At 62.7% G+C, this 20,833-nt stretch carries 20 protein-coding genes, 1 pseudogene and 1 riboswitch; of the genes and pseudogenes, 13 read left to right on the top strand and 8 right to left on the bottom strand.

The window, feature by feature from the left end; genetic code table 11:
- The first annotated feature begins 21 nt into the window (after positions 1-21).
- The gene (ribB, locus tag ASD99_RS27700; protein ID WP_057145515.1) at positions 22-1,122 is read left to right on the top strand and encodes a 3,4-dihydroxy-2-butanone-4-phosphate synthase; all 1,101 of its coding nucleotides are present in this window, start codon (positions 22-24) and stop codon (positions 1,120-1,122) included.
- Positions 1,123-1,178: 56 nt separating this feature from the next.
- Here the strand turns inward: ribB and ASD99_RS27695 are convergent, their stop codons facing one another.
- A complete protein-coding gene (locus ASD99_RS27695) occupies positions 1,179-2,399 on the bottom strand; it encodes an MFS transporter (protein ID WP_057145514.1) in 1,221 nt (406 codons plus the stop codon).
- Positions 2,400-2,519: 120 nt separating this feature from the next.
- On the opposite strand from ASD99_RS27695, the gene ASD99_RS27690 reads away from it, so the two are divergent.
- Together ASD99_RS27690 and ASD99_RS33715 are read left to right on the top strand one after the other, a co-directional pair.
- Complete coding sequence (locus ASD99_RS27690; RefSeq protein ID WP_057145513.1) at positions 2,520-3,128, top strand: TetR/AcrR family transcriptional regulator; 609 nt, start codon at positions 2,520-2,522, stop codon at positions 3,126-3,128.
- Positions 3,129-3,221: 93 nt separating this feature from the next.
- The gene (locus ASD99_RS33715; RefSeq protein ID WP_057145512.1) at positions 3,222-4,205 is read left to right on the top strand and encodes a hypothetical protein; all 984 of its coding nucleotides are present in this window, start codon (positions 3,222-3,224) and stop codon (positions 4,203-4,205) included.
- A gap of 74 nt (positions 4,206-4,279) precedes the next feature.
- On the opposite strand, the pseudogene bluB reads toward ASD99_RS33715, so the two are convergent.
- Positions 4,280-4,939 (bottom strand): annotated as a pseudogene (gene bluB / locus ASD99_RS32830) (5,6-dimethylbenzimidazole synthase); the annotation flags it as partial.
- Positions 4,940-4,986: 47 nt separating this feature from the next.
- Positions 4,987-5,167: riboswitch (cobalamin riboswitch) on the bottom strand.
- A 120-nt stretch (positions 5,168-5,287) separates the two neighbouring features.
- Here bluB and ASD99_RS27680 point away from each other — a divergent pair.
- The 6 genes from ASD99_RS27680 to ASD99_RS27655 all read left to right on the top strand — a co-directional run bounded on the left by ASD99_RS27680 (position 5,288) and on the right by ASD99_RS27655 (position 10,280).
- On the top strand, positions 5,288-6,214 hold the full coding sequence (locus ASD99_RS27680) for a histone deacetylase family protein (RefSeq protein ID WP_057145511.1): 927 nt from the start codon (positions 5,288-5,290) through the stop codon (positions 6,212-6,214).
- A 3-nt stretch (positions 6,215-6,217) separates the two neighbouring features.
- On the top strand, positions 6,218-6,469 hold the full coding sequence (locus ASD99_RS27675; protein ID WP_013532792.1) for an exodeoxyribonuclease VII small subunit: 252 nt from the start codon (positions 6,218-6,220) through the stop codon (positions 6,467-6,469).
- A 91-nt stretch (positions 6,470-6,560) separates the two neighbouring features.
- Positions 6,561-6,827 (top strand): DUF2277 domain-containing protein, encoded by a 267-nt coding sequence (locus ASD99_RS27670; RefSeq protein ID WP_056581067.1) that lies wholly within the window; start codon positions 6,561-6,563, stop codon positions 6,825-6,827.
- 39 nt (positions 6,828-6,866) lie between these two features.
- Entirely contained in the window at positions 6,867-7,787 is a 921-nt protein-coding gene (locus tag ASD99_RS27665; RefSeq protein WP_057145510.1) for a pirin family protein, read from the top strand.
- 143 nt (positions 7,788-7,930) lie between these two features.
- Positions 7,931-9,844 (top strand): 1-deoxy-D-xylulose-5-phosphate synthase, encoded by a 1,914-nt coding sequence (gene dxs / locus ASD99_RS27660; RefSeq protein WP_057145559.1) that lies wholly within the window; start codon positions 7,931-7,933, stop codon positions 9,842-9,844.
- A gap of 148 nt (positions 9,845-9,992) precedes the next feature.
- Positions 9,993-10,280 carry a hypothetical protein gene (locus tag ASD99_RS27655; RefSeq protein ID WP_056581061.1) on the top strand — a complete coding sequence of 96 codons (288 nt, stop codon included), beginning with the start codon at positions 9,993-9,995 and terminating at the stop codon, positions 10,278-10,280.
- Positions 10,281-10,380: 100 nt separating this feature from the next.
- On the opposite strand, the gene ASD99_RS27650 is transcribed toward ASD99_RS27655, so the two are convergent.
- Together ASD99_RS27650 and ASD99_RS27645 are read right to left on the bottom strand one after the other, a co-directional pair.
- Positions 10,381-11,529, bottom strand: a complete 1,149-nt coding sequence (locus ASD99_RS27650; RefSeq protein ID WP_056581058.1) for a GNAT family N-acetyltransferase — start codon at positions 11,527-11,529, stop codon at positions 10,381-10,383.
- Positions 11,526-12,521 (bottom strand): sterol desaturase family protein, encoded by a 996-nt coding sequence (locus ASD99_RS27645; protein ID WP_056581055.1) that lies wholly within the window; start codon positions 12,519-12,521, stop codon positions 11,526-11,528. Before ASD99_RS27645 ends, ASD99_RS27650 begins: the two co-directional genes overlap by 4 nt.
- 326 nt (positions 12,522-12,847) lie before the next feature.
- On the opposite strand from ASD99_RS27645, the gene ASD99_RS27640 reads away from it, so the two are divergent.
- The gene (locus tag ASD99_RS27640) at positions 12,848-13,612 is read left to right on the top strand and encodes a TlyA family RNA methyltransferase (RefSeq protein ID WP_057145509.1); all 765 of its coding nucleotides are present in this window, start codon (positions 12,848-12,850) and stop codon (positions 13,610-13,612) included.
- Complete coding sequence (locus ASD99_RS27635; protein WP_056581049.1) at positions 13,609-14,850, top strand: class I SAM-dependent RNA methyltransferase; 1,242 nt, start codon at positions 13,609-13,611, stop codon at positions 14,848-14,850. The genes ASD99_RS27640 and ASD99_RS27635 overlap by 4 nt, the downstream gene beginning before the upstream one ends.
- Before the next feature lie 16 nt (positions 14,851-14,866).
- On the opposite strand, the gene ASD99_RS35545 is transcribed toward ASD99_RS27635, so the two are convergent.
- The 4 genes from ASD99_RS35545 to ASD99_RS27620 all read right to left on the bottom strand — a co-directional run bounded on the left by ASD99_RS35545 (position 14,867) and on the right by ASD99_RS27620 (position 17,791).
- Positions 14,867-15,172 (bottom strand): transglutaminase-like cysteine peptidase, encoded by a 306-nt coding sequence (locus ASD99_RS35545; protein WP_413813958.1) that lies wholly within the window; start codon positions 15,170-15,172, stop codon positions 14,867-14,869.
- Positions 15,156-15,611 (bottom strand): transglutaminase-like cysteine peptidase, encoded by a 456-nt coding sequence (locus tag ASD99_RS35540; protein ID WP_413813957.1) that lies wholly within the window; start codon positions 15,609-15,611, stop codon positions 15,156-15,158. The genes ASD99_RS35545 and ASD99_RS35540 overlap by 17 nt, the downstream gene beginning before the upstream one ends.
- A 116-nt stretch (positions 15,612-15,727) precedes the next feature.
- A complete protein-coding gene (tldD, locus tag ASD99_RS27625; RefSeq protein ID WP_057145508.1) occupies positions 15,728-17,140 on the bottom strand; it encodes a metalloprotease TldD in 1,413 nt (470 codons plus the stop codon).
- Positions 17,141-17,266: 126 nt separating this feature from the next.
- Positions 17,267-17,791, bottom strand: coding sequence for an invasion associated locus B family protein (locus ASD99_RS27620; RefSeq protein WP_056581044.1), 525 nt, complete (start codon positions 17,789-17,791; stop codon positions 17,267-17,269).
- Between the two features lie 259 nt (positions 17,792-18,050).
- Between ASD99_RS27620 and coxB the strand changes: the two genes are divergently transcribed.
- Positions 18,051-19,067 (top strand): cytochrome c oxidase subunit II, encoded by a 1,017-nt coding sequence (coxB, locus tag ASD99_RS27615; RefSeq protein ID WP_056581042.1) that lies wholly within the window; start codon positions 18,051-18,053, stop codon positions 19,065-19,067.
- 38 nt (positions 19,068-19,105) lie between these two features.
- Complete coding sequence (ctaD, locus tag ASD99_RS27610; protein ID WP_057145507.1) at positions 19,106-20,758, top strand: cytochrome c oxidase subunit I; 1,653 nt, start codon at positions 19,106-19,108, stop codon at positions 20,756-20,758.
- The last annotated feature ends 75 nt before the right edge of the window (positions 20,759-20,833 follow it).

The raw sequence follows: 20,833 nt of genomic DNA, 5'->3' as shown, positions 1-20,833 counted from the left end.
CTGCGAGCGAAGCGAGCGTTCATGCCTTACGACCAGAAGAAAATCGTCGAAGCCCTGCGCGCTTTCGAACGCGGCGAGATCGTCGTCGTCATGGATGATGACGGGCGCGAGAACGAGGGCGATCTGATTGTCGCCGCCGTCCACTGCACGCCGGAAAAAATGGCGTTCATCGTTCGCCACACCTCCGGCATCGTCTGCACGCCGATGCCGCGCGACGAAGCCAAGCGGCTGAACCTCGCGCCGATGGTCGCCGACAACGACTCCGCCCACACCACCGCTTTCACCGTCAGCGTCGATTTCAAGCATGGCACCACCACCGGCATTTCGGCCGAGGATCGTACGTTGACTGTTCGAAATCTTGCCAACGGCAATGTCGGCGGCTCGGATTTCGTCCGGCCTGGCCACATCTTCCCGCTGATTGCGCGCGAGGGCGGGGTGCTGATGCGCTCTGGTCATACCGAGGCCGCGGTCGATCTCTGCAAGCTCGCCGGCCTGCCGCCGGTCGGCGTCATTTCCGAGTTGGTCAACGATGACGGCACCGTCAAGCGCGGTCCGCAGGTGCAGGCTTTCGCCGAGGAGCATGGCCTGAAGCAGATCTCGGTCGCCGACCTCATTGCCTACCGGCAGCGCAAGGAAACACTGGTCGAGCGCGTCGCCTGCTCCGAAATCGACACGCTCGGCGGCAAGGCGCAGGTCTTCACCTACACGCTGCCCTGGGACTCCATGCATCACGTCGCCATCGTCTTCGGCGACATCCGCGACGGCGAGGACGTGCCGGTGCGTCTGCATTCCGAGGATGTGGTGACGGATGTCTTCGGCACCAGCCACCGGCTCGACGGCATCATGAAGTCGATGGGCGAGCGCAGGCGTGGCGTCATCGTCTATCTGCGCGAAGGCTCCGTCGGCGTCGCCCATCAGGAGCGCAAGCGGCCGACGAGCGGCGACCGTGAGGATCATGAAGAGGCCCGCCGCCGCGAAAACGAGTGGCGCGAGATCGGGCTCGGCGCGCAGATACTCAAGGATCTCGGCATTTCCTCGATCAACCTGATCGCCTCGCGCGAACGCCACTATGTCGGCCTCGAAGGTTTTGGCATCCATATCGCCAAGACCGAGATACTCTAGGTATGTCGATATTCAGGTGAGGCCGGCCTGACCCGAATCTCAACATACCCCGGCTATCACTCGGCCGGGATTGCCGCTTCGCATCCATCCAGTTCGCATTCGTGAGTGGCAAGGCTGCGCTGGCCAAGCAGCACGGTGGCCAGGGCGATTGTACCTGAAGCCACCGAGACCCAGAACCCGTTCTGGGCGCCGAACGCATCCACCACGGCACCAGCGGCGAAGGAGCCGAGCGCCATGCCGATGCCGATGCCGGTCATGACCCAGGTGATGCCTTCGGTCAGCATCGCCTCCGGCACGTGCCGCTCGATCAGGCCGAAGGCGGTGATGAAGGTCGGCGAGATCGCCACACCGCTGATGAACACGGTCAGCGCCAGCAGTGGCACGGTGTCGGCGGTGAGCGGCGGCAGCGTGCCGAGCGCGACGAGGGCGACTGCGATGGCCAGCTGGCGTTGCAGCGGCGCCTTCAGGCTGAGCGCGCCGACGACGAGGCCGAGCACGAACGATCCCAGCGCATAAACGCCGATGACGAGGCTCGCGGCGCCCGGCTGGCCGAGTTCCTTGGTGATTGCCACCGTGCTCACTTCCGTCGTCGCGAAGGTCGCGCCGATGAAGATCAGGGCAAAGGTGATGATCTGCACCGGCCTGAGCCGGATTGCCGAGCCGCTCGAGACATGATTGACCGGCCGCACTTGCGGTTCGGTCGAACGCTGCAGGATGAAGGCTGTCGAGCCAAGGGCGAGGAATAGCGTGCTGACTAGGACACCAGCTTCCGGGAACAGGGCGGCACTCAAACCCACCGAAAGCGACGCACCGGCAATATAGACCAGCTCGTCCGCAGCCGACTCGAAGGCGAAGGCGGTGTTCATCTGCGGCCGCCCGCGGAAAATCTCGGTCCAGCGCGCACGCACCATTGCCGGCATGCTGGGCATGGCGGCGGCCAGAAACGCCGACACGAACAACGTCCATACCGGCCAGTCCTGATTGGCCGCCGCTATCAGGACGGCGAAAGCCAGCACGGAAATGATGGTGGTCGGCACCACGATCCGTGTCTGACCCAGGCGATCCACCAGTCTCGATATCTGCGGCGCGACGAAAGCGTTGGCCAGCGCGTATGTCGCGGAGACGGCGCCAGCTAGCCAGTATTCACCACGCGTCTGCGACAGCATCGCCACGATGCCGATTGGGGCCATGGCGATCGGCAGGCGCGCGATGAACCCGGCGGCTGCAAAGCCCTTTGCTCCCGGGGCACGAAAGATTTCCGAATAGGGATTTTGCATGGTCAGGCTCCTCGACAAAGGACGATTCGACAATTACATACGAAGCGTATGATTGTTAGATAGAGCATACGTCGTGTATGTCAATTGGCATACGCGACGTATGTGGATAAGGCCAGAGCCATGCACAGACCCCGCAAGGAGATGATTGCCGAGACGCGCGCCAAGCTGATCGCGGCGGCCCGCCATGCTTTCGGCACGATCGGCTACGCCGAAGCCTCGATGGATGATTTCACCGCCTCGGCCGGGTTGACGCGCGGCGCGCTCTATCATCATTTTGGCGACAAGAAGGGATTGCTGCAGGCAGTCATCGCCGAAATCGACGGCGAGATGGCGGCGCGCGTGAACGAAGTGGCGGCAAGAGCACCGACCCGCTGGCAGCGTTTCGTCGACGAATGCACGACCTATATCGAGATGGCGCTGGAGCCGGAAATCCAGCGCATCATGTTCCGCGATGGCCCGGCGGTTCTGGGGGATCCCGCGCAATGGCCGAATGCCAATGCGTGCATCGCTTCAATGACCGGCCATCTGACGACGCTGCAGGAGGAGGGGGTTGTCGTCTCCAGACTCGACCCCGAGACGGCCTCGCGGCTGATCAACGGGGCGAGCAGTCAGGCGGCGCAACGGATCGCCAATTCGAACGACCCCGAAGCGACGTCGGAAAAGGTGGTGACGGCGTTCAAGCAACTGCTCGAAGGCCTGCTCAAGAAGCCGGGTCCGCAATCGAGCTGAACTCCCATCGGTGGCCCGGCGCCACGGCCGGCAATTGACAATCGCCGGGTTGAGTTCATCCTCTGCTACCATCTCTGAGGGGAGATTCGGGGCATGTGGGATTTCGATATCGGCAAGTCGGTGTCCATCATGATGCGGACCTGGCCGTTCATTGTCTTTCGCATGATCGTCTATTTCGGCATCACGCTGGCCTATATCATGGCGACCGGCACCGGCGCCTCCGTCGGCTACGGCGTCGGCCATATCTCCACCGATCCCGACGGGCCGCTGTCCTTTGCCCTGTGGGGCGGCGTGGTCGGCTTCGGCATTGTCTCGATCGCCGTCTACTGGATCCGCGAATACATCCTTTATGTCGTCAAGGCCGGTCACATCGCCGTCATGGTCCATCTGATCGACGGCCGCGACATTCCCGGTGGCCAGGACCAGATTGCCTACGCCAAGGACATCGTGACCCAGCGTTTTGCCGAGGCCAACATCCTTTTCGTCGTCGACCAGCTGGTCAAGGGAGCCATCCGCGCCATCACAGGCCTGCTCGGCGGCATCGCCGCCTTCCTGCCGATTCCGGGCCTGAGCGGCCTGGTCTCCTTCATCAACACGGTGATCCGCCTGTCGCTGACCTATGTCGACGAGATCATCCTCGGCTACAACATCCGCATCAATTCAGCCTCGCCGTTCGAGACGGCGCGCCAAGGCGTCGTGCTTTATGCCCAGAACGGCAAGGTCATGGTCAAGAACGCCGTCTGGCTGGCGGTCATCATGTGGGGCGTGTCCTTCGTCATCTTCCTGCTGATGCTGGCGCCCGCCGGCGCCATTCTCTTCCTGATGCCTGGCCAACTCGCCGGTTGGGCCTTCGTGCTCGCTATCGTCTTCGCCTGGGCCTTCAAGGCGGCGTTCATCGAGCCTTTCGCCATCGCCTGCCTGATGCAGGTCTATTTCAAGACCATCGCGGGCCAGGTGCCAGATCCGGCCTGGGACGCCCGGCTGGCCGAGGCGTCGTCGAAGTTCAGGGAGCTCAAGGACAAGGCGCTGGCCTCCTTCGGCGGCTCGCGCTGGGGCACGGCCGGCGCGACACGCTGATCCGGTGCGGCATCGACAGCGTTGAGACGCGCCACGGTTGACTTCAGCGGCACCTCACCTTGGCCGCAAAAAATCTCGCTCATGATCAACTCCGACAGCGGCAGCCGGCGTCCCCAGCCATGCGTTTCGAGATCCGGTCTTGGCGCGAACTCGGAAACACGGCCGACGCAGAGATAGGCGACCGGCGTCACATGATCGGGAATCGACAGCAGGCTTTTCAGCGCCTGCGCCTCGATGATGCTGACCCAACCGACACCGACGCCTTCGGCGCGCGCCGCCAGCCAGAAATTCTGCACCGCGCAGACCGTGCTGTAGAGGTCCATCTCAGGATTGTGCAAGCGGCCCAGCGGCGAGCCCTTCGAACGCTGCCGGTCGCAGGTGATGCAGATGTTGAGCGCGCTTTCGCAGATGCCTTCCAGCTTGAGCTTGCGGTAGAGCGCCTGGCGCTCTTCCTCAATGGCGGGCAGTTCCTGCTCGCGCGCAGCCAGGAAAAGATCGCGCACCTTTTCCCGCCGCCCGGCATCGCGAATGACGATGAAGTTCCAAGGCTGCATGAAGCCGACCGACGGCGCATGATGAGCGGCAAGCAGCAGCCGCGCCAGCACCTCATCGTCGAGCGCGGTGGGCAGGAAATGGCTGCGCACGTCACGCCGCGTGAACATGGCGCGATAGACCGCATCGCGCGCTTTCTTGTCAAACCCATCGTCAATGGCAGTGGTCATGTGCTCCGGCATCGCTTGTCCCCTTGCGATTGCAATCGATGTCGTCCGCCTGACCATGCGGATGACGATGCCTGCCAGGCCGGTCTTCTGGCTCGGGATCAACCCGCGTCCGGTGCCTTCCCGTCATCGACAGTGGCATTTACCGGCGCGGTCCCCCTTACAGCGTTGGGCACGCCACGGAATTCAACCGTGTTCCCGATTCTCCCGCTTGCGGCGGGCACCAGGCAGTGCCGGGGACCTTACGCTGAAGCGCTGAGGACGCCAATGCCCGCAGCCACACGAATGGCGCAGGCGTGATTTTCCCCAGTCATCGGCCGCCTGCGCATGGCCTTTGTCGATCCGGGTCACTAGATTGGGACGATGGCCACTCGTCTCTACACCCATCCGATCTTCCTCGAGCACCTCACGCCGCCCGGCCATCCCGAGCGGCCGGACCGCTTGCGCGCCATTGAGCGCGTGCTCGAAGACGAAGCCTTTGCCGGGCTCGATCGCGTCCAGGCACCGGAAGGCGACGAGGCCACCATCCTCTATGCGCATCCCGCCGATTTCGTCGCCCGCGTTCGCGCCGCCATTCCCGACGAAGGGATCGCGCGCATCGACGCCGACACGTCAGTCAGCCCGAAGAGCTGGCAGGCGGCGATCACCGCGATCGGTGCCGCCAACGCCGCCGTTGACGACGTCTTTTCAGGCCGCGCCGACAACGTCTTCGTCGCCGCCCGGCCGCCCGGCCACCATGCCGAAAAGACCACGGCCATGGGCTTCTGCCTGTTCAACACAGCGGCGGTCGCGGCGCGTTATGCGCAGAAGAAACACGGTGTCGAGCGCGTTGCCGTCGTCGACTGGGACGTGCATCACGGCAACGGCACGCAGGATATTTTCTGGGACGATCCGTCGGTGCTCTATTGCTCGACGCACCAGATGCCGCTTTACCCCGGCACCGGGGCAAAAAGCGAAACCGGCGCCGGCAACATCGTCAACGCGCCGCTGGCGCCGCAGACCGGCAGTGAGGTTTTTCGCGATGCCTTCCTGTCGCGCGTGCTGCCGGCGCTCGATAATTTCGCGCCCGACCTGATCATCATTTCGGCCGGGTTCGACGCGCACCACCGCGACCCGCTGGCCGAGATCAACCTGACCGAGGATGATTTCGACTGGGCGACCGGCCAGCTGATGCAGAGCGCCGCGCGCCACAGCGGCAACCGGCTCGTCAGTCTGCTTGAGGGTGGCTACGATCTGCAGGGATTGGCATTTTCGGTCGCCGCCCATGTCGGGCGGCTGATGAAAGGATGAATGATGGCTGGTGAGACCAACGAAGACGTCAAGGCGATGAGCTTCGAACAGGCACTCGACGCGCTGGAGAAGATCGTCGATGATCTGGAGCGTGGCGACGTGCCGCTCGACCAGTCGATCAGGATCTATGAGCGCGGCGAGGCGCTGAAGGCACATTGCGACCGGCTGCTGAAGGCCGCCGAGGACAAGGTCGAGAAGATCAGGCTGTCGCGTGACGGCAAGCCGGTTGGAACGGAGCCGCTCGATGCGGACTGAGGCACGCAGCCGTCTCACGGACACGATCATGATTGAGGATAGAACTCGTCTCGATTGAAAACGCTCCAGGACAAGAGGAGATACGGAAGCGATGTGCAGAAACATCAAGACCCTGTTCAATTTTGACCCGCCCGCAACCAACGACGAAGTCCGCGACGCGGCACTTCAGTTTGTCCGCAAGCTGAGCGGAACGACGCGGCCCTCGAAGCAGAACCAGCATGCTTTCGACCACGCGGTCGAAGCCATTGCCGCATCGGCGCGCGAACTGCTCGATTCCATGGAAACCCATCAGCATCCGCGCAATCGCGAAGAGGTGGCGGCCAAACTGCGGGCAAAGGCGGCGATCCGCTTTGCCTGACGCGGCCAAGCAGGCATTGCCCGCTGACAAGGAGATCTCGTGAGCTTCTTTCCCGGAAACGACCCACAGGCCGGCGATGCCTTCGCCAGCGACCAGATCGAATTGATGGTCATCCCCAACGCCAAGGATATTGGCGGTTTCCAGGTGCGCCGCGCACTGCCGACCGCCAAGAGGCGGCTGGTCGGACCCTTCATCTTCTTCGACCGCATGGGTCCGGCGATCCTGCGGGCCGGCCAGGCACTGGATGTCCGTCCCCATCCGCATATCGGTCTGTCGACCGTCACCTATCTGTTCGACGGCAAGATCCGGCATCGCGATTCACTCGGCACCGAAATGGTCATCCAGCCCGGCGACGTGAATTTGATGACCGCTGGCCGCGGCATCGTCCATTCCGAGCGCACGCCGGAGGAACTGCGCGGCACGCCGATGTCGATCTCCGGCCTGCAGACATGGCTGGCCTTGCCGGACGGCAAGGAAGAAGTGGCGCCGGTGTTCGAGAACACCGCAGCGCTACGGCTGCCCGAGATCGACGCAGAGGGCGTCAGCGGACGCGTCGTCATTGGTGATTTCCAGGGATTGCGGTCTCCGGTCAGGGCTGACTCCGACACGCTCTATGCCGACTTGCGCCTGACGCCCGGCGCCAGCGTGAAAATCCCGGCCGATGCAGAAGAACGCGCCATCTACACGCTGGAAGGCGAGGTCTCGATATCAGGCGACGTCTTTCCGGCCGAACGGCTGCTGGTGTTTCGGCCCGGTGACGAGATCGTCGTATCGTCGCTGATCGGCGCGCATTTCATGCTGTTTGGCGGCGCCTCGCTCGGCTCACAGCGCTACATCTGGTGGAATTTCGTCTCGTCATCCAAGGAACGCATCGAGCAGGCCAAGCAGGAATGGAAGACGGGCCGTTTCGATATCGTTCCCGGAGATGAGGAAGAGTTTATTCCGCTGCCGGAAAGCTAATGCATGTCGCCCAAAAGTGGCCCCGGTTTTGGGAGAACGACATGCATAAGAACAAAGGCCACAGCCTGATCCGCGTCACTGATGCGCATTTACTTTCGCCGGCCGGCGGCCTATTTCGCCCATCAACCGAAAGCCTGACACCCGTGAACGCAACGCCGCATACGCCTCTTCTCGACAAGGTCCGTATCCCGGCCGACCTGCGCACGCTTGCCGAGAGCGACCTGCCGCAACTGGCATTCGAGCTTCGCGCCGAGCTGATCGACGCCGTCTCCCGCACCGGCGGCCACCTTGGTGCCGGCCTTGGCGTGGTCGAGCTGACGGTGGCGCTGCACTATGTCTTCAACACGCCCGATGACCGGCTGATCTGGGATGTTGGCCACCAGGCCTATCCGCACAAGATCCTGACCGGTCGCCGCGACCGCATCCGCACACTGCGCCAGGAAGGCGGCCTGTCCGGCTTCACCCGCCGCGCCGAGAGCGAGTACGATCCCTTCGGTGCGGCCCACTCCTCGACCTCGATATCGGCCGGCCTCGGCATGGCCGCTGCTCGCGACCTCTCCGGCGGCCGCAACAATGTCATCGCCGTCATCGGTGACGGCGCCATGTCTGCCGGCATGGCCTATGAGGCGATGAACAATGCCGGCGCGCTCGATGCACGGCTGATCGTCATCCTCAACGACAACGACATGTCGATCGCACCGCCAACCGGCGCTATGAGCGCCTATCTGGCGCGTTTGGCCTCGGGCAAGGCCTATGTCGGCCTGCGCGATTTCGGCAAGAAACTGACCTCCTACCTCGGCAAGCGGGCCGACCGTGCGATCACAAGGGCGGTCGAGCATGCACGCGGCTACGTCACAGGCGGCACGCTGTTCGAGGAGCTCGGTTTCTATCACATCGGCCCGATCGACGGTCACAATCTGGAGCATCTGATCCCGGTTCTGAAAAATGTCCGCGACAATGGCGAAGGCCCGGTGCTGATCCATGTCGTCACCCAGAAGGGCAAGGGCTACGCGCCGGCGGAGGCCGCCGCCGACAAGTATCACGGCGTCAACAAGTTCGACGTCATCACCGGCGCCCAGGCCAAGGCGCCGGCCAACGCACCGGCCTACACCAAAGTGTTTGCCGAAAGCCTGGTCCAGGAGGGCCGTGAAGACGACCGCATCGTCGCCGTCACCGCCGCCATGCCGGGCGGCACCGGCCTCGACCTGTTCGGCGAAGCGTTTCCGTCGCGGATTTTCGATGTCGGCATTGCCGAACAGCACGCGGTGACCTTTGCCGCTGGCCTCGCCACCGAAGGTTACAAGCCGTTCGCGGCGATCTATTCGACCTTCCTGCAGCGCGCCTACGACCAGGTCGTCCACGACGTCGCCATCCAGAAATTGCCGGTGCGCTTTCCCATCGACCGCGCCGGCTTCGTCGGCGCCGATGGCGCCACCCATTGCGGCGCTTTCGACACCACTTTCCTGGCGACCTTGCCGGGTTTCGTCGTCATGGCGGCGGCCGACGAGGCGGAGTTGCGCCACATGGTGCGCACCGCGGCGAGTTATGATGAGGGCCCGATCGCCTTCCGCTATCCGCGCGGCAACGGCGTCGGCGTCGACATGCCGGAACGTGGCTCGGTGCTCGAAATCGGCAAGGGCCGCATCGTCAAGGAGGGCACCAAGGTAGCGCTGCTGTCCTTCGGCACGCGGCTGCAGGATTGTCTGATCGCCGCCGAGGAGCTTGGCGCTGCCGGGCTCTCCACCACGGTCGCCGATGCCCGTTTCGCCAAGCCGCTCGACGAGGATCTGATCCGGCGGCTGGCCCGCTCGCATGAGGTTCTGGTGACGGTGGAGGAAGGCGCCGTCGGCGGCTTCGCCAGCCACGTACTGCAGTTCCTCGCCCACGAAGGCCTGCTGGAAAGCGGCCTGAAGGTGCGCCCGCTGGTGCTGCCCGACGCGTTCACCGACCATGCCAAGCCGGAAAAGATGTATGCCGATGCAGGGCTCGACGCAGCCGGCATTGTGCGCACGGTCTTCGTCGCGCTCGGGCACAGCACTCACGCCCAGCGCGCCTGAATCAAAGTCTCAAAGACTTGAATCAGTTTGCCGGCCAACGATCTTAACGCATTGTTTACGCTAACGTTTGGCTTTTCGCTTACCGTGTCTCTTGGCCGTTTTTCAACGGCGCCCTGCTAGTCGTTGATCAGGCAGGGAGACAACAACAATGAAAACGCTTCTGTGCGGCGTAGCGCTTTGCGCCGTCCTCGTCGCGCCGGCCGTCGCCGAAACGCGCTATGATCGCAGCCTCGAAAAGGCGGCAGTGGGCATCGTCGCCGGCAAGATGGGCAATATCCGCGGCGGTTTTTCCTACAAGCAGGTGCCGCAGCTTGTGGTCGTGCCGGGAGCAGCGCCAGCGGCCGTGACCGAACGCCCACGCGAGGAAGCAACAGGCAAGCCGGCCGACGGTCTGTCGCCCGCCGTGGAACGGCAGGTTTCGCGAACCATTTTCTAAATTGAAGGCCAGTAAACCTAGAGCTGCCTAAGAGGGTATGATCGGAGTCGGTCTGCCGGCCGATGCCTTTCCATGCCGCCATGCAGGCGATGTCAAAAGGTTATTCCTCCGCCGGCACCGCTTGTTTCGCCGGTTTCTCGGATCGCCAGGATTTCATGGCGTGGCGGGCGCGGTCGGCCAAGACGGCGAGGCGTCCGCGCAGGCTTCGTCCGCCCATCACCGATGACAAGGTCACCGAATGCGTCGCAAAGCGGCGCTTGAAATCCTCGCCGCCGCAGAGAAAATCGACCGTGGTCAAGCCCCGGTCAAGCGACCACTGGATGTAATCCATCATCAGGACCATGCCCGGCGAGGCACGCTCGAAGGCCGGGTCATAGGTCGTGACGAACGCCATCATCGTTCCATGCTGCTCGAAATTGATCGAGATGGCGATGATCTCGTTTTCGCGTTCGAGCACGAAGATGCGCAGCAATCCGAGTCCGGCCAGCACGGAGACCAGCGCTGCCAGAGCGGTGGAGCCTTCGTCGAAGAGGTCCGAAACGCGGCCGTGCTTCGCCAGCCATAGCCGCTTCAGCGCCGCGACGCGCTCGAGCACGGGCTCGCGGGCTTCGTGCGCTTCCATCAGGCGGAAGCGTAGCGCGCCGCCTTCCTCCATGAATTTGCGGCCACGGCGATAGTTTTGCCGGACTTTTTTCGATTGGCTTTCGAACCATTGCGCGCCGCCTTGCCAGGCGCCAGCGACACGATAGCTGACCTCGCTGCGGTGATTTGGTTGCAAGATCGTGCCGTGGCCTGGGGCGGCGGAGCCGAGCAGGGCCGGCAATCGAGCATCGGGCAAAAGACGATTCAGATAGACAAGGTCGAAGCCGCCATCGTCGAGAATGCGTTGCCAGAGCTGCCGCAGGATCTGCAGGTCGCAATCGGGGGCAAGCAGGACATCGCCATAATCGCAGTGGTCCTTCGCCGCCCATTCCAGGACGCGGATGCCGGAGCGCCTGAAGGTCGCGAGCGCAATGACCGCCACGAGCCGCTCGTCGCTCCAGACCAACCCGATCCTGAGGCCGCGCCGCTCCTGATGCGGCGTCGTGCGCCACCACGCCGAGATCCAGTCCGGATGCTGGAAAACGAGGCCGCCGGCGCGTTGCCAGAGCGCCGCCCAGGCGGGCGCGATCTCTGCCAGGCGTGCATCCGAAGTTGCAACTTCGATCCGGTGCGTTCGCGGCAGCCGGCACACGACGGGCCCGTTCAAGGCTTGGCCCTTTGCGAGGATTGCTGTGGCTCGGGCTTGTCGGTTCGGAAATGTCTGGCGATCTGCCACCACATCCGCTTCAGCGGCATGATATAGAGCCCTGCGAGCGACTGATAGTCGCGCACGTTGCGTTCGATTAACCCGAATTTGAAGTCCTCGTCGGGTCTCGGAACGCATAGAGTTCCAAAGAGCCGATCCCAGAACGAGAAGAGCAGTCCGAAGTTCTTGTCGTAGTGGCGCGGGTCCGTGCTGTGGTGCAACTGATGCCAGTGCGGGCACAAGATCAGGTTGTTCAGCGGCCCAAACGAGATCTTGAAATGCGTGTGCCTGACGAAATCCATCATCAGGATGTTGCGTATGATGTAGACGTTGACGCCGAAGACCGTCAGCTCAACGAGGTTCAGCGACACCAGCGACCAGATGCCGAAGCAGATGCCGGGAATGACGCCGTCCCAGGCGCGGTTCATCAATTCGTCGAGCGGGTGGACGCGGTCCTTGGTGATGCCGACCATCACCTCGGCCGAATGGTGCACCTTGTGCAGTTCCCAGAGCACCGGGTAGCGGTGCTGGGCGACGTGATAGAGATAATACGAAATGTCGTAGGCGAGCAGCATGGTGATGGTGAAGATGGTCACCGTCACCGGCCCTGCCGGACCCTCGATCAGGGGCGGCTGGATCGCCAGGAGCGTCGAGAGCAGCCAGTTCGTTGCATAGCCCACGGCGCTGACAAAGACGATGCCGGCAGGCAGCATGAGGAATGGCATGAGTGCCTTCCTCGTTACCCAGAACAAAAGGTCGGCCCTCGCCGAGGGATGAGTGATCACCTCGTGCGGGACCGCGAACTCGAAGAATTCTTTCCAGCTCTTTTTCTCGACCGTGCGCCAATAGGCGACGAGGGCGCTGGCCAAAGCGGTCAGCAACAGAAGTCCGGTCGCCAGCAGTCCGGCGCCGGAAATCCGGTCAAGCACCTTGTAGACTATGTCGCTGGCCATTTCCAAGATTGACGCCTCTTCATCCCGTCTTGCGGGCTGTCGCAGTCATAACATTCAGTCCTCAAGCAAATGCGACGAAAATAGGTTAACAATCTATGAGATTTCTGGAATTCGGGACAATGGTCTGCAAACGGCGACGCCGCGTGCTTCGGCAATCACACGCCTCAGCGAGTGTAGTTTTCACAGGATGTGGGCGTGACAGAACTAACCACCGTCGTCTCAAAGCCCAATATTGCCGGGATGATGGTTGGAGTGGGTGACGAATGCCTCCCTCAATGCCCGGCTGGCGCCCTTGCTATCGTCGTCGGCTTTCGCCATGAAGGCCGATGAATTCACCTCTGCAAGCCAGCACACGCCAGCGGCTCGACGACCTGCTCGTCCAGCGCGGGCTGTTTGCCAGCCGCTCGCGTGCCCGCGACGCGGTCGAACGCGGCACGGTGACGGTCGACGGTGTCCTCGCCCGCAAGCCCGGCCAGAGTGTTTTGCCGCAATGCCTGATTGCCATTGACGATCCGGCGCAGGGCTATGTGTCGCGCGCGGCACTCAAGCTGATCGGTGGGCTCGACCATTTCGGCCTCGATCCTGCTGGCTGCGAGGCGCTCGACGTCGGCGCCTCGACCGGCGGCTTTACTCAGGTTCTGCTGGAGCGTGGCGCTGCTCATGTCACCGCGATCGATGTCGGGCATGGCCAGATGCACCCTGATGTCGGAGACGATCCGCGTGTGACGGTGATAGAGGGCCTGAACGCCCGCGATCTCACAGTCGCCGATCTTGGCGGTCGTATTCCGGATTTCATTGTGTCCGATGTCAGCTTCATTTCGCTGAAACTGGCGATGCCACCGGCGCTTGGCCTTGCGAAGGCTGGCGCCAAGGCCATGTTTCTGGTCAAGCCGCAATTCGAGGCTGGTCGCGAAGCGATCGGCAAGGGTGGTCTGTTGAAAGATCCCTACGACGCCTCCCGTGTCGCCGGCTTGCTGCAGGATTGGCTGGACGCCGTTCCCGGTTGGCGCTCGCTCGGGCTGCATTTGTCGCCGATCGAGGGCGGCGACGGCAATCGCGAATTCCTGCTCGGTGGGATCAAGGACCGATGAGCGCGCGCTTCAGCATCAGGAAACTTGGCGCCCAGGGCGACGGCATCGCTGAGACCGAGACAGGCGATCTGTTCATTCCCTTCACACTGCCCGGCGAAACGGTCACCGCCGCGCGCGAAAGGGATCGCGCCATGCTTATGGCGGTGCTGGAAGCCTCGCCGCTGCGCGTCGATCCCGCCTGCCGCCATTTCACCGAATGCGGCGGTTGCGCGCTCCAGCATTTCGAAGCCGAAGCCTATCGCCAGTGGAAACGCGAAAAGGTGGCGCACACCCTGAAGGGCAAAGGCATCGATTGCGAGATCGGCGAACTGGTCGCCTGCGCGCCGCACACGCGCCGCCGCGTCGTGCTTGCCGCCCGGCGCACCGATACAGGCATGCTGCTCGGCTTCCATCGCCATCTGTCGCCGGAGATCATCTCCATCGAGGAATGCCCAATCTCGCTGCCGGAGATCGTCGCCGCGCTCGATCGCTTGAAGGCGCTCGCCGAATTGGTTTGCGCCACCACCAAATCGTTCCGCATGACGGTCACCGTGACCGGTTCAGGCCTTGATATCGCAGTCTATGAGTCAGGCAAGTTGGGCGAGAACCAGCGTCGGGTCGCCTCCAACTTCGTCATGGCCCAGGGATTTGCCCGGCTTTCGATCGACGACGAGATCGTCATCGAACCCAAAAAGCCGGTGGTCACGTTCGGCGGCGTGGCCGTTGCCATTCCGCCGGGCGCCTTCCTGCAGGCAACCGAGGCCGCGGAACAGGCGATGGCCGATATTGTCGGCGGACATCTGAAGCGTGCCAAGAAGGTGGCGGATCTTTTCGCCGGTTGCGGCAGCTTTGCCTTGCGGCTGGCAGTGAAATCGGAAGTCCATGCGGTGGAGGGTGATGCGGCAGCCCTTTCGGCGCTCGACCGGGGATCGCGCTTCGCGACCGGCCTGAAGCGGGTGACGGGCGAACGCCGCGACCTGTTCCGCAGGCCGCTGACGTTCAAGGAATTGAATGCCTTCGATGGCGTGGTGTTCGACCCGCCGCGCGCGGGCGCCGAAGACCAGTCGAAGCAGATCGCCCGTTCGGATGTGCCGTACGTCGCCGCGGTGTCCTGCAATCCGGTGACGTTGGCTCGCGACCTGCGCATCCTCATCGATGGCGGTTACACCTTGAAAAGCGTGACGCCGATCGACCAGTTCCTGTGGTCGCCGCATGTCGAGGCAGTGGCGCTGCTGGAGAAGCCGAAGCGGCGGCGGTAGCCGGAGGCTTCGGCTCCTACGAGCTTGGCGACAGTCGTTTCGACGTGCCGCCCCGTTGGTTGATTGACACCCAGGTGTTTGGGTTCTGCTGCGACTGGCGTTTCAGGAAGTAATAGCCGGTCGCGTTCCAAGGCCTGATCTCATTGACCAGATTGTCCAGGACAAGATCGCCCTTGTCGGTTTTCACCGTCAGAATGGTGTGGCCTTCATTGTCCAGGTCGCGCACCACGGTCATCAGCAGCGCCTGCCGGGGGAATCCCGCTTCCAGAAGAAGCTTGCGCTTGTAGAGCGCGTAGATCTTGCAGTCACCCTTGCCGTCCACGGGGTAATCCCAGTGGTCCGCCATCGTGCCCCAGTGATCGAAATTGCTGACGGGCTTTGATGGAGCTGTTCGCCTTGTGATTTATCCGCTTGAGGATGCGCAGCTTCTGCGGGGTGAGCTTGACATTCGCGGCCGGCAGAGCGGGCACCTTGCACTCTTTTGGCCGGCGATGGCAGAAATCGATCCAACCGTAGGGGACGCTGGTGCTTCCACCAACGGCGGCAGAGCGCAACCCATCCACGGAAGATTGCGTCGATCGCGACTTGAACCATGTCGACTGTGCCGCCGCCGGGCTGGCTTGCAGCGATGTCGCACCAATCAACGAAACAAAGCCAAACAGCAAAGACGAAGTCAGGACTGGGGAATGCCGCATTGCCAAAACCACCATCGCAACGAGGAAGCTGGTGCTGCGTTCGTGCGCAAAAGGCAGCCCAGGCACTTAAACACTTAATAATTTCCTAACGTGGATTGTGTTCACTTCAAGGTACAGACAGGGCTTCAGGCTTAAAAGCGCAAGCATGGGCCCGTCCCGACAAAATACGCTCCACGATGCGCTCAAACCCGCGTGCCGCCCACCGTCATCTGGTTCATCCTCAAATGCGGCTGGCCGACGCCGACCGGCACGCCCTGTCCGGCCTTGCCGCACATGCCGATGCCGGTGTCGAGCTTCATGTCGTTGCCGATCATCGCAACGCGGTGCATGGCGTCCGGCCCGTTACCGATCAGCATGGCGCCCTTGATCGGCTGTGTCACCTTGCCGTTCTCGATCATGTAAGCCTCAGTGCAGCCGAAGACGAACTTGCCGGAGGTGATGTCGACCTGGCCGCCGCCGAAGGAGACGGCATAGATGCCGTTCTTGACCGAGGCGATGATTTCGTCCGGCTCCGTATCGCCTGATGTCATGTAGGTATTGGTCATGCGTGGCATCGGCTGGTGGGCGTAGCCCTCGCGCCTGCCGTTGCCGGTCGCCTTCATGCCCATCAGCCGGGCGTTCTGGCGATCCTGCATGTAGCCGACCAGTTTGCCGTCTTCGATCAGCACATTGCGGGCCGAAGGCGTGCCTTCGTCGTCGACGGTGAGCGAGCCGCGCCGCTCGGGCATGGTGCCGTCGTCGACGACGGTGACCCCCTTGGCGGCGACCTGCTGGCCCAGCAAGCCGGCGAAGGCCGAGGTCTTCTTGCGATTGAAGTCGCCTTCCAGCCCATGGCCGACGGCCTCGTGCAGCATGACGCCCGGCCAGCCGCTGGACAGCACGATGTCGAATGTGCCGGCCGGCGCCGGTATGGCCTCGAGATTGACCAGGGCTTGCCTGAGCGCTTCCTTGGCGGCGTGCTTCCAGCTGTCCTCGACCAGGAACTCGCCAAACGCCTTGCGGCCACCCATGCCGTAGGAGCCGCTCTCCTGGCGGTCGCCATTGCCGACCACGACAGAGACGTTGATGCGGACTAGCGGGCGGATGTCGCGCACCACCTGGCCGTCGGCGCGCACGATCTCGACATGCTGCCAGGAGGCGGCAAGCGATGCCGAAACCTGGCGAACGCGCGGATCCTCGGCGCGCAGCCAGGCGTCGATTTCCTGCAGCAGCTTTGCCTTGGCCTCGAAGGAAGGCGAGGGGATCGGGTTCTCGTCGCCATAGAGATGGCGGTTGGTGCGGGCAGGCGCCGCGGCAAGCGTGCCGGAATAACCACCCTTGACGGTTGAAACGGCGTCGGCCGCGCGAAGCAGCGAGGCCTCGGACAGGTCGCTGGAATGGGCATAGCCGCTGGCTTCGCCGGCGACGGCACGCAGGCCAAAACCCTGGTCGGTGTTGAAGTTGGCGGTCTTCAGCCGGCCATTGTCGAACATCAGCGCTTCGCTCTCGCTGTATTCGAGGAACAGCTCGCCGTCGTCGGCGCCGTTGATGGTCTCGGTAACGATCTGCTTGATGCGATCGTCTGAAATGTCGAATTGGCCGATCAGGCTGTTCATGGCGCGTCCGTTCACAGGAGGAATGGGTCTTTGCCACGATGTAGGCGCGAAGGCGCGTCGAGACAATCGTCCCGTCGCATTGCGAAGACAAATGCGCTCCGCCGACTACCGTCGACGTCGCTTCTCTCAGGGGAGGGCAGCGAAGCCGTCGGCGAAACCCTTGAGGTCAACCGGGATGCCGATGCCCTCTTCCGGGGTCTGGAAGACGATGAAGGTGGCCGACGTGCCGGTCTTCAGCGTGTCGAGCAGCGGCTTTTCGAGAATGACTTCTGCATAGCAGCCGTCCTGGAAGCAGCGCACGAAATAGGCGCGGCCAATATCCTTGCCGTCGACATTGAGGCCGAGCCCGTTGGGCAAAAGCACGCCGAGCGGCGCCAGCACGCGCAGGATCTCAGCCTTGTTGTCGGCGGTGCGCAGCACGACGACCGACAGTCCCATCTCCGGACGGTCCTCGGCCACGACGTTCTGCATCATCACGCATTGTTCCGAGGTGGCGCCGGCCGGCGTGTCACAGATGATCGACCACGCGCCATGCGTAGAGCGCACCGTACCGCTCGGTTGCGCGGCGTTGGCCGTGCCGGACAGGCCGATACCAGACAGGGCGGCGAGAAAGATGACCTTCGCCAAGGTTCTCGAAAGCCAAGGGATCATGACGGCTCCATTGCGAATCACGGCACTTTAAGCCGCGCCAAAGCCAAGTAAAGGACGAGACCGCAGCCGGTCTGCCCCGAAAAAGCCAATACGGCGCTTTTCCCTGCCAATTTCGCCCGAATTGCGACGTTCGGCACGCGCGGCCTGCGGGAATGTCACCGTTGGCCCAGCATAGGCGATTCGGGGCCGCCGCCGCCGCCTTCAAAGGCACATCCGGGCTTGCGCGCAAAAATGCCGCACGGTTTCGTCCGCTCCTTTCTTGCGGAGGGAAAAAGAGTATGGTTTGAACCACCTTGAGACTGTCGGGATTCCCGTCCCGGCATTGTTCGTTATTCTCGCGGGTACAGCCGCGAGAAACTGGGAGACGATGAGGGCGATGAGAAATTTCATGGCGAGCGCCAAGTTTCTAGCAAGTGCCAAGTTTCTAAGTGCTTGTGCCGCTATCATTTTTTTCGCCGGCACATCCGCCCATGCCGACCAGCCCAAGGACTGGGAGACAACCTTCCAGGCGCCGGCGACCGACATGATGCGGCAGATCGAGTGGTTCGGAAACTACACGATGTGGTTCATCGTCCCGATCACCATCCTGGTGTTGCTCCTTCTCGCCTATTGCATCGTCAGATTCCGCGCGAGCGCCAATCCGGTTCCGTCCAAGACCAGCCACAACACGCTGATCGAGGTGATCTGGACTGTCGGTCCGGTCGTCGTCCTGCTTTGCCTCGCAATTCCCTCGTTCCAACTGCTGACCGCGCAATACACGCCGCCGGAAGAAGCAAAGCTGACCGTCAAGGCGACCGGCAACCAGTGGAACTGGGACTACGAATACCAGACCGAGAACACGCTCTCCTTCAACTCCGCGATCCTCCAGGACACCGACCGCGCCGCTGCCGGCAAGGAGGACCGGAAGGTCTATCCGCGTCTGCTGGCCGTCGACAACGAGCTGGTGGTGCCGGTCAACACCATGACCCGCGTGCTTGTCACCGCGACCGACGTGATACACTCCTTTGCCATGCCGTCGTTCGGCATCAAGATCGACGCCATTCCGGGTCGCACCAACGAGACCTGGTTCAAGGCGGAGAAGGAAGGCCTCTATTACGGCCAGTGCTCGCAGCTCTGCGGCAAGGACCATGCCTTCATGCCGATCGCCATCCGTGTCGTCTCCGATGCGCAGTTCAAGACTTGGCTCGCGGCAGCCAAGACCGATCTGCCCGGGGCCAACAAGACGCTGATGGCCGCGGTCGACGGCCAGAACAAGGTAGCGGCCGCCGGCAACTGATGCCGCGGGTTAGCAAGATTTAGGGAACGGAGCGGAACATGGCAGACGCTGCAGCTCACGACGGGCACGACCACAAGCCTTATCACGGTTGGGTGCGCTGGGTTTATTCGACCAACCACAAAGATATCGGCACGCTCTACCTGATCTTCGCGATCATGGCCGGCATCATCGGCGGTGCCTTGTCGGTCGCCATCCGGATGGAGCTGCAGGAGCCTGGCATCCAGATCTTCAGCGGTCTGGCGCAGATGGTCTACGGCATGAACGGTGACGCAGCGATCGATGGCGGCAAGAGCATGTACAATGCCTTCGCCACCGCGCACGCCCTGATCATGATCTTCTTCATGGTCATGCCGGCTCTGATCGGCGGTTTTGCCAACTGGATGGTCCCGATCATGATCGGTGCGCCCGACATGGCGTTCCCGCGCATGAACAACATCTCCTTCTGGCTGCTGCCGCCGGCCTTCATCCTGCTGCTCACCTCGATGTTCGTGCCGAGCGCGCCGGGCGCCTTTGGCGCCGGTGGCGGCTGGACGCTTTATCCGCCGCTGTCGACCTCGGGCCAGCCCGGACCGGCGATGGACCTGGCGATCCTGTCGATTCACATCGCCGGTGCGTCGTCGATCCTTGGCGCCATCAACTTCATCACCACCATCTTCAACATGCGCGCGCCCGGCATGACGCTGCACAAGATGCCGCTGTTTGCCTGGTCGGTGCTGGTCACCGCCTTCCTGCTGCTGCTGTCGTTGCCGGTTCTGGCCGGCGGCATCACCATGCTGCTCACCGACCGCAATTTTGGCACCACCTTCTTTGCGCCTGACGGTGGCGGCGATCCGATTCTGTTCCAGCACCTTTTCTGGTTCTTCGGTCACCCGGAAGTGTACATCCTGATCCTGCCGGGCTTCGGCATCATCAGCCACGTCATCTCGACCTTTTCGAAGAAGCCGGTGTTCGGTTATCTCGGCATGGCCTACGCCATGGTGGCGATCGGCGCAGTCGGCTTCATCGTCTGGGCGCACCACATGTACACGACCGGTCTGTCGCTCGACACGCAGCGCTATTTCGTCTTCGCCACGATGGTCATCGCGGTGCCGACAGGCGTGAAGATCTTCTCCTGGATCGCGACGATGTGGGGTGGGTCGATCTCGTTCAAGACGCCGATGCTGTGGGCGCTGGGCTTCATCTTCCTGTTCACCATCGGTGGCGTCACCGGCGTCCAGCTGGCCAATGCCGGCCTCGACCGTTCGCTGCATGACACCTATTTCGTCATCGCCCACTTCCACTATGTGCTGTCGCTGGGCGCGGTGTTCGCGATCTTCGCCGGCTGGTACTACTGGTTCCCGAAGATGACCGGCTACATGTACTCGCCCGTCATCGCCAACACCCACTTCTGGGTCACCTTCGTCGGTGTGAACCTGATCTTCTTCCCGCAGCACTTCCTCGGCCTCGCCGGAATGCCGCGCCGCACCATCGACTATCCGGACGCGTTTGCCGGCTGGAACTATGTGTCGTCCATTGGCTCCTATATCTCGTCCGTCGGCGTCCTGATCTTCCTCTATTGCGTGTTCGAAGCCTTCCAGAAGAAGCGGGTTGCCGGTGCCAACCCATGGGGCGAGGGCGCAACGACTCTCGAATGGCAGCTGCCTTCGCCGCCGCCGTTCCACCAGTGGGAACAGCTGCCGAAGATCAAGTAGGCGGCTGCCCTCTCGAATACGAAACCGCCGGTCCGCCGGCGGTTTCGGCCAACGGAATGATGGACTTAAAGTACG

The organism is Mesorhizobium sp. Root695 (genome assembly GCF_001428185.1).
In the GTDB taxonomy this organism is placed as follows: domain Bacteria; phylum Pseudomonadota; class Alphaproteobacteria; order Rhizobiales; family Rhizobiaceae; genus Mesorhizobium.
Note: the sequence above shows the minus strand (reverse complement) of the source record. Positions and strands in the feature narration are given on the sequence as shown.

What these genes read in the sequence shown, in the direction of transcription:
- ribB (WP_057145515.1), top strand. Translation starts at nt 22, where the DNA reads ATGCCTTACGACCAGAAGAAAATCGTCGAAGCCCTGCGCGCTTTCGAA.
- ASD99_RS27620 (WP_056581044.1), bottom strand. Translation starts at nt 17,791, where the DNA reads ATGATCCCTTGGCTTTCGAGAACCTTGGCGAAGGTCATCTTTCTCGCC.
- ASD99_RS27695 (WP_057145514.1), bottom strand. Translation starts at nt 2,399, where the DNA reads ATGCAAAATCCCTATTCGGAAATCTTTCGTGCCCCGGGAGCAAAGGGC.
- ASD99_RS27675 (WP_013532792.1), top strand. Translation starts at nt 6,218, where the DNA reads ATGGCTGGTGAGACCAACGAAGACGTCAAGGCGATGAGCTTCGAACAG.
- ASD99_RS27640 (WP_057145509.1), top strand. Translation starts at nt 12,848, where the DNA reads ATGAATTCACCTCTGCAAGCCAGCACACGCCAGCGGCTCGACGACCTG.
- ASD99_RS27645 (WP_056581055.1), bottom strand. Translation starts at nt 12,521, where the DNA reads ATGGCCAGCGACATAGTCTACAAGGTGCTTGACCGGATTTCCGGCGCC.
- ASD99_RS27690 (WP_057145513.1), top strand. Translation starts at nt 2,520, where the DNA reads ATGCACAGACCCCGCAAGGAGATGATTGCCGAGACGCGCGCCAAGCTG.
- ASD99_RS27655 (WP_056581061.1), top strand. Translation starts at nt 9,993, where the DNA reads ATGAAAACGCTTCTGTGCGGCGTAGCGCTTTGCGCCGTCCTCGTCGCG.
- ASD99_RS27635 (WP_056581049.1), top strand. Translation starts at nt 13,609, where the DNA reads ATGAGCGCGCGCTTCAGCATCAGGAAACTTGGCGCCCAGGGCGACGGC.
- ASD99_RS33715 (WP_057145512.1), top strand. Translation starts at nt 3,222, where the DNA reads ATGTGGGATTTCGATATCGGCAAGTCGGTGTCCATCATGATGCGGACC.
- tldD (WP_057145508.1), bottom strand. Translation starts at nt 17,140, where the DNA reads ATGAACAGCCTGATCGGCCAATTCGACATTTCAGACGATCGCATCAAG.
- ASD99_RS27670 (WP_056581067.1), top strand. Translation starts at nt 6,561, where the DNA reads ATGTGCAGAAACATCAAGACCCTGTTCAATTTTGACCCGCCCGCAACC.
- ctaD (WP_057145507.1), top strand. Translation starts at nt 19,106, where the DNA reads ATGGCAGACGCTGCAGCTCACGACGGGCACGACCACAAGCCTTATCAC.
- ASD99_RS27680 (WP_057145511.1), top strand. Translation starts at nt 5,288, where the DNA reads ATGGCCACTCGTCTCTACACCCATCCGATCTTCCTCGAGCACCTCACG.